The 6,198-nt window shown below is 40.5% G+C and carries 5 protein-coding genes and 1 pseudogene; 1 reads left to right on the top strand and 5 read right to left on the bottom strand.

Annotation, left to right across the window (positions count from 1 at the left end; all coding sequences use genetic code 11):
* Positions 1-55: 55 nt before the first annotated feature.
* Both QL886_RS03855 and QL886_RS03850 read right to left on the bottom strand, forming a co-directional pair.
* A pseudogene (locus QL886_RS03855) lies at positions 56-304 on the bottom strand (transposase); the annotation flags it as partial.
* Between the two features lie 554 nt (positions 305-858).
* Positions 859-1,776: an AraC family transcriptional regulator gene (locus tag QL886_RS03850; protein WP_102090579.1), complete on the bottom strand. Its 918-nt coding sequence runs from the start codon at positions 1,774-1,776 to the stop codon at positions 859-861.
* A 235-nt stretch (positions 1,777-2,011) separates the two neighbouring features.
* Between QL886_RS03850 and QL886_RS03845 the strand changes: the two genes are divergently transcribed.
* The gene (locus QL886_RS03845) at positions 2,012-2,848 is read left to right on the top strand and encodes an SDR family oxidoreductase (protein WP_102090578.1); all 837 of its coding nucleotides are present in this window, start codon (positions 2,012-2,014) and stop codon (positions 2,846-2,848) included.
* Positions 2,849-3,033: 185 nt separating this feature from the next.
* Here the strand turns inward: QL886_RS03845 and QL886_RS03840 are convergent, their stop codons facing one another.
* The 3 genes from QL886_RS03840 to QL886_RS03830 form a co-directional block, all read right to left on the bottom strand.
* Positions 3,034-4,215: a multidrug effflux MFS transporter gene (locus QL886_RS03840; RefSeq protein ID WP_102090577.1), complete on the bottom strand. Its 1,182-nt coding sequence runs from the start codon at positions 4,213-4,215 to the stop codon at positions 3,034-3,036.
* A gap of 80 nt (positions 4,216-4,295) precedes the next feature.
* A complete protein-coding gene (locus QL886_RS03835) occupies positions 4,296-4,913 on the bottom strand; it encodes a flavodoxin (protein WP_102090576.1) in 618 nt (205 codons plus the stop codon).
* Between the two features lie 92 nt (positions 4,914-5,005).
* Positions 5,006-6,175 (bottom strand): alpha/beta fold hydrolase, encoded by a 1,170-nt coding sequence (locus tag QL886_RS03830; protein ID WP_228707008.1) that lies wholly within the window; start codon positions 6,173-6,175, stop codon positions 5,006-5,008.
* Positions 6,176-6,198 lie beyond the last annotated feature (23 nt).

Here is a 6,198-nt window from a genome sequence, read left to right as displayed (position 1 = left end):
TCGTTGAGTCGTTAGTTTACCAAGTTTACTTGTACGGTTTCTTCAGCATAGCTCACTCCTCTTCGGCTACTTTAAGCTGCTGCTTGAGCTGCTTTATTTCTTGAAGAGCACTCATAAGATCAGGATCATATTGTTCTGTGCCAATAAGCTTGCCTTGATTGGCGTTGTTCTGCCAGTTAGATAAGGTTTGCATCGCTATGCCAAGTTGCTTGGCTGTGGCTGAAACATTACCGTTATTGTCTGCTATCTTCTTAACGGCTTCTGCTTTAAATTCGTCACTGTAGGTTCTTACTTTCTTGGTCATGGTAAACTCCGGTTGATACTCTTAGTTTACCAAGTTTACCTCTACGGTTTCTTCAGCATAGCTCACTCTGAGTTGCGGACCTCAGTTATATCAAGACAATGAGTAGTTGGGTGTATACCGCTTTTATTGTTAATTTTTTGCCCGTGCTATCGTTGGTTGAAAAGTATCTAATCGCATGAATACTGGTATGGTGTACGATTAGTTATATGCCACCTTTTGAGTTTGAAAAGCGATATGATGATAGTTTCATCATGTCAGGTATTGCTACCTGATTCAAGTAAAACACTCTCCGATATAGTCGGCGCAGTTCAATAATAAATCCATAATTGATAAGATGTTGGGGTTATCAATCTAGCAAACAATTATCTATAGTAATCATATCTCTATAACCAAAAACATGATGCTAACCGTACATAGACAAAGCTTTAGCACTATCGTTATTATTCGAGACTCTATTTAAGTGATGTCATTAATATTAGATTTTGAGTAATAGCTTTGCATTTTTTATTTATCGTAAAATCTTAATTTAGCCCGTAATTCTTGTCTCAATATAATTAGGATTGGCGACGGTAGTGGCTTGGTGTCATTCCTGTTTTTTTGCGGAATAATCGGGCAAAATGACTGGCGTTTGTATATCCCACTTCTAGTGCCACATCGATAACATTCAATTCGGTTTCTCTTAATAAGCGTTTGGCCACATCAATCCTTAATTTTATATGGTATTGAGAAGGTGGCATTCCTACTGCTTGCTTAAATAAACGATTAAAGTGGTAATCACTCATCCCAACCAACTGCGCTACCCTTGAAAGACAAAACTCTTCTCTTAGATGTTCGACCATCCAATCTTGGACTTGTTTCACTCTATATTTGGGTAAAGCCGATTTATAATCTTTTGAGACATCTATCAAATCTGTATATTGCCTTGCTAGATGAACCGATATCGCTTTTGCCACACTATCAATAAATAACTTGCTAGGTGATTGTGTTTTGCTTTCAGCTTTTAATAATTGTAATAGAGAGATCAATTGTGGGTCATCGATTCCAGAGTAATCTGTAAGATATGCGTGAGAGCTGTTTTTTCCATATTGTTCCCTTAATGCTTCATCAAATATCGATTGGCTGATAACCAGCATCAACACTTGGAGTGGCTCATCCGAGTGTCTTTTCCAGCCAAAATCATATTTAGCTCCACCCGCTGTCACGTACAGCGAGTCGGCTTTGACATGGTGGATGTTCCACTTATGATTACCATTATCACGCTCTTGGGTGGTGGCTTCTCCTGACATTACCCATACAATCATCGGTTCAGAGATAGCAGGCATTGAGAATTGCTCACAATCGCTTTCGAGTGAAAAAATCGATAGCTGCACGTTACTCCATGGTCCATTACTTACACGAAATACTTGAAGACCAGCAGGATATTTATCGATTGCTTCAGCAGACGTCATTTCTGGTTTTACTGAATCTGTCATTTTTATTCTCACAAGGTTTTTTCATTTTTTAAACTATGTATTTTTTAGCAATACCAGCACAGTTTGCACAATAGCAAAGCAGCGTCATCCGAGTTATCAACGTATCTTATATCTACTATAGAGAAGACAAAATAGCATAAATATCAGCCTGTTTTCTCTATAAGCGATAGCGAAACTTGCTTTTGCTCTTAAACAGATACTAGCCATTTATACGGCAAGATATGAGGATATTAAAATGAAAAAAGATGTCATGGTAGTTATTGGTACAGGCGGCATTGGGATTGCCATTGCTCGCCGCTCTGGTTTTGGAAAAACAATTTTGTTGTCTGATCTCAATCAAACAGTTTTGGATGAAGCCGCGCAGCAAATGAGAACAGCGGGTTATCACGTCGATACACAACTGGTTGATGTGACATCGCGTGAATCGGTAAAACAGTTAGCAGAAAAAGCAGACAGTCTAGGTAATGTAATGCAGGTGGTTAACACTGCTGGCTTATCGCCAAATATGGCGTCTGCCAAAAAAATCCTTGAGGTTGACTTGTACGGCGCAGCACTCGTATTTGAAGCGTTTGGCGAGGTTATCCATCAACAGGGTTCAGGTCTTATTATTTCAAGCATGGCCGGACATATGACACCAGCACTACCACTAGAAGTCCAAAATGCACTTGCGTTTACGCCGACTGATGAGCTTCTTCAACTAGACTGTTTAAGCTCTGAAAACGTAACAGATTCAATGACAGCATATTGCCTATCTAAAACAGCAAACCACTTGCGAGTTCAAGCAGCTTGTCTAAGTTGGGGAGAAAAAGGCGCTCGTGTCAACTCTATCAGCCCGGGCATTGTATCTACTGAACTTGCACAACATGAGTTAAATTCTGACATTGGCGATGGCTACCGTGCGTTTATCTCAGCCTCTCCAGCTCAACGTTTAGCATCACCTGATGAAGTATCGGTACTGGCTGATTACCTCCTGAGTAACGACGCAAGCTTTGTCACTGGCAGTGATATTTTGATGGATGGTGGCGTAATAGCGGCGATGCGTGCAAATAAAGTTGAATTGCCGGGTTCATGATTGAACCACTAATAGAACATCTATAAAAAGAGTCCTCGGACTCTTTTTTATTTTTAGTATGCGAGAGTGGCTTTACTATTGGTACTTTGGCCTAGTGATAAGATGAAGAAACTGAATAATAGATTGCTCAGCTGAAAAAACAGTTTGTGATATTGAGCTGATAGGAAAGTCATCTACTCTACTGATTACTTTGCTTTGTACACAATTAAAAAGCTGAACAAGGCAAATAGACACATAATCCATACCATTGCCCATGGCGTCCCATCACTAAAATAAGACAATAAGAGTGTCGAGATGATTCCGCTACCATACTGCAAGGAACCTATCAAAGCAGAAGCAGAACCTGCGATACTTGGTACTTCGTCCAACGCTGCTGCGGTAGCGACCGCCGCGACAATGCCATTCATTGAGAAAAATATAAATGCCATCCCAATAATAAAATATATAGGCATAAGATCTGCTTTGAAGGTTACCGCCATAATGACTGTCGCACAGGTGGCAATACTGGTCGCAATTTTAAGAAGTGAAGACAACTCGAAACGGTGAACTAAGAAGCGATTGATGAAGCTCATTCCCATCACACCAATGATATTCACAGCAAATAGCCACCCATAATGCTGGGCATCTATACCAAAGTAAGTGATGTATACGGCTGGTGAACCTGTAATAAAGGCATAAGCACTGACGTAATAAAAAGTCACGCACAAAGTATAGCGCATAAACGTTTTTTGACTCAGCAAATTAAAATAAGTCACAAATGCTGATTTTATTGACGCTTTTTTGCGTTTATTGATAGGAAGCGTTTCTGGTAATAAAAATATCGAAAAAAACAACACACCACCAATGATTGCAAGCAATATAAAAATACTATGCCACGTGGTAAATGTGATGATTTGCCCACCAAGTAGTGGGCCTCCTATAGGCGCTATTGCCATAATAATCATGAGGGTGGATAGCATTTGTGCCGCACGATTACGAGAGAATAAATCACGCACCATGGCTCGAGCCAGCATAGGCGCGGTACACGCACCAAAGGCTTGAAATACCCGCCAGAAAATAATCTGCTCCATACTATTAGACAGTGCACAGCCGAGCGAGCCGATCGTAAATAACACCATTCCAATAAATAAGGGTTTTCGACGACCGATCTGATCGCTAATTGGTCCCCACACGAGCTGTGCAATAGCAAAACCGACTAAAAAACCTGTGATCGTAAGCTCTGCGTCTCCTTGTAACTCTTTGGCCATCTCTGGCATGGCAGGCAAATAAATGTCCGTTGACAGTGACGTCACTGCCATCAAAGCACCTAAAATAGAGAGAAATAACGCACCTGTAGTAGAAGCGGTTTTAGAAGTATTATCAGTCATAATTTGTCTTTTAAATAGCGGTTACCATCGTCTAATGATGAACTAAACAATGAAATCTAGGGTATCGGTACTCTTAAAAATCAGTCAAACCCTAAACGCTGTAACCATTGATTTACATCATTACGTACTTGTTTTGCATAATCTTTTTGTATTACCAATAAGCGTCCTTGTTTTTCTTTGCCACCTTCGATACTTATGCCGCGTCGCACATCACAATCTTTACAGAGTGATTTTACGGTATCGAAGCCACTGCCCACGCCGTATCCTGCATGGGTATTAAAAGGAATCACTTTTTTTCCTGCTAAATCATACTGATGAAAAAATCGTTTTAGAGGTGGTGGCAACTGCATATCCCACGTCGGAAAACCCACAAAAACAGTGTCATATTGATCCATATTTTCTATTTTTGTTTTTAGAGCGGGCAAGGCTTGTGTCTCATTTTCACGATGCACTTGATCCACCATTCTTTCGTAATCTTTTGGATAAGGAACAACAAGCTCTAAAGCGATTTTATCTCCACCAACGGACTGTTGAATCATATCTGCAACTGCTTTGGTGTTTTGAGTACGTGATACATAAACAATGAGAATAGAAGGATTTTTCGTTGTTGTTTCTGTCATAGTAAGATTGCTCTGTTGTGTACAGCCTAAGAGACTCACCCATAGGCTAATGAGTAAAAAGAAACGCCATTTTTTCATGGTAGATCACCTATAAAAAGATGAAACTGTGAGGGAACCAATCTGGCTTGCTCACTGAGGTTAACGGTCAGTTTTAATGAAAATTGTCACTGCTATTCTTGGGCACTGAGTTTATTCTTCTCTAACCATTGCTCTAATAAAGTAGCAATTTTTTCGTTATTTAAATCTGAGAATGGAAAGTGTGTATTGCCATATACCCCAATTTTCGGCAGTTCGACGACTTGCGCTTGACCACCGTATTGATTGATTTTATTAACCCAAAGGTGCGCCATGCTGACTCGTACGCGCCAGTTATCCTGCCCCGGGTTATCACTTTTCTTGCTGGGGATATTGTCACCGTAATAAATGATAATAGGAATTTGAGTGAGCTTTTTGAATTGCTCTATAGAAACTGGTGTTGCAGTAAGCTTACCCGTGCCACTTTCCATTGCATCTGGTACTTCACCTTCAGGGAAAACAAAGCCACTGCCGGGTTCATAAGACACAATACCTCGGACTTTATCGCTCTTAATTGCTGTCCACCACCCGGGGCCACCACCTTGAGAATGTGTGATAAGGACACTGTCACCTGAACGTTTAAACACTTGAGCTAATGAATCGCTGATAAGCTGCTCATCGTAAGGACCGGTATTAGGTGTCATTTGACGAAAGTATTGGTTCAAAGCTTCGGGCTTATCAGGAAATTGAACGCCTTTAAATCGCTCTGGCCATTGACCTATACGAAACATGTTAAACCACATTTGATCATAAGTTGTGGCTTCGACTTCCATCGAGACAGTTGATTGTCCCGCACGGCCACGGCGCGGTTGATCGACTAAGTAAACTGGATACTTCTTGCGCAAAAATAGAGATTGAAATCCTTCTCGACCATCAGGTGTTGTTCCCCAAGTACTGGCTGATTGACCAGCGCCATGGAGAAAAACTAATGGGTAAGGTTTAGCATCAACTGGAATTTGATAAAAAACCGACGCATGATCGCCATGTAAAGTTTGACCTTGAGAGTTAAATAATTGTTTACCATCAAATTTGCCTTCAGTATAGATAACAGTTCCACCTGCGGAGAAGTTACCTTGCTTTTCGAGCATAATTGGAGCTTTATTAGCTGCAAAGCTGACGGCAGAAACTGTGATCAATAATATGACCGCTAGACCGTGGCATACAAGTGTTTTCAGAGTAAAACATCGTGCGGTTAGGTTCATTATTTTTTCATTCCTTAGTCCTTGGCATGATACCAAAGCAGGGTTTTGTACTTTGGTATCCATATTTTCAGCTTACTATTTGAATC

It is taken from the genome of Psychrobacter sp. APC 3281 (genome assembly GCF_030407815.1).
Classification (GTDB): domain Bacteria; phylum Pseudomonadota; class Gammaproteobacteria; order Pseudomonadales; family Moraxellaceae; genus Psychrobacter.
The sequence above is the reverse complement of the archived record's forward strand: the minus strand, read 5'-3'. Positions and strand labels throughout refer to the sequence as shown.

Coding starts and splice junctions, on each gene's coding strand:
- QL886_RS03850 (WP_102090579.1), bottom strand. CDS start 1,776: ATGACAGATTCAGTAAAACCAGAAATGACGTCTGCTGAAGCAATCGAT.
- QL886_RS03845 (WP_102090578.1), top strand. CDS start 2,012: ATGAAAAAAGATGTCATGGTAGTTATTGGTACAGGCGGCATTGGGATT.
- QL886_RS03840 (WP_102090577.1), bottom strand. CDS start 4,215: ATGACTGATAATACTTCTAAAACCGCTTCTACTACAGGTGCGTTATTT.
- QL886_RS03835 (WP_102090576.1), bottom strand. CDS start 4,913: ATGAAAAAATGGCGTTTCTTTTTACTCATTAGCCTATGGGTGAGTCTC.
- QL886_RS03830 (WP_228707008.1), bottom strand. CDS start 6,175: ATGGATACCAAAGTACAAAACCCTGCTTTGGTATCATGCCAAGGACTA.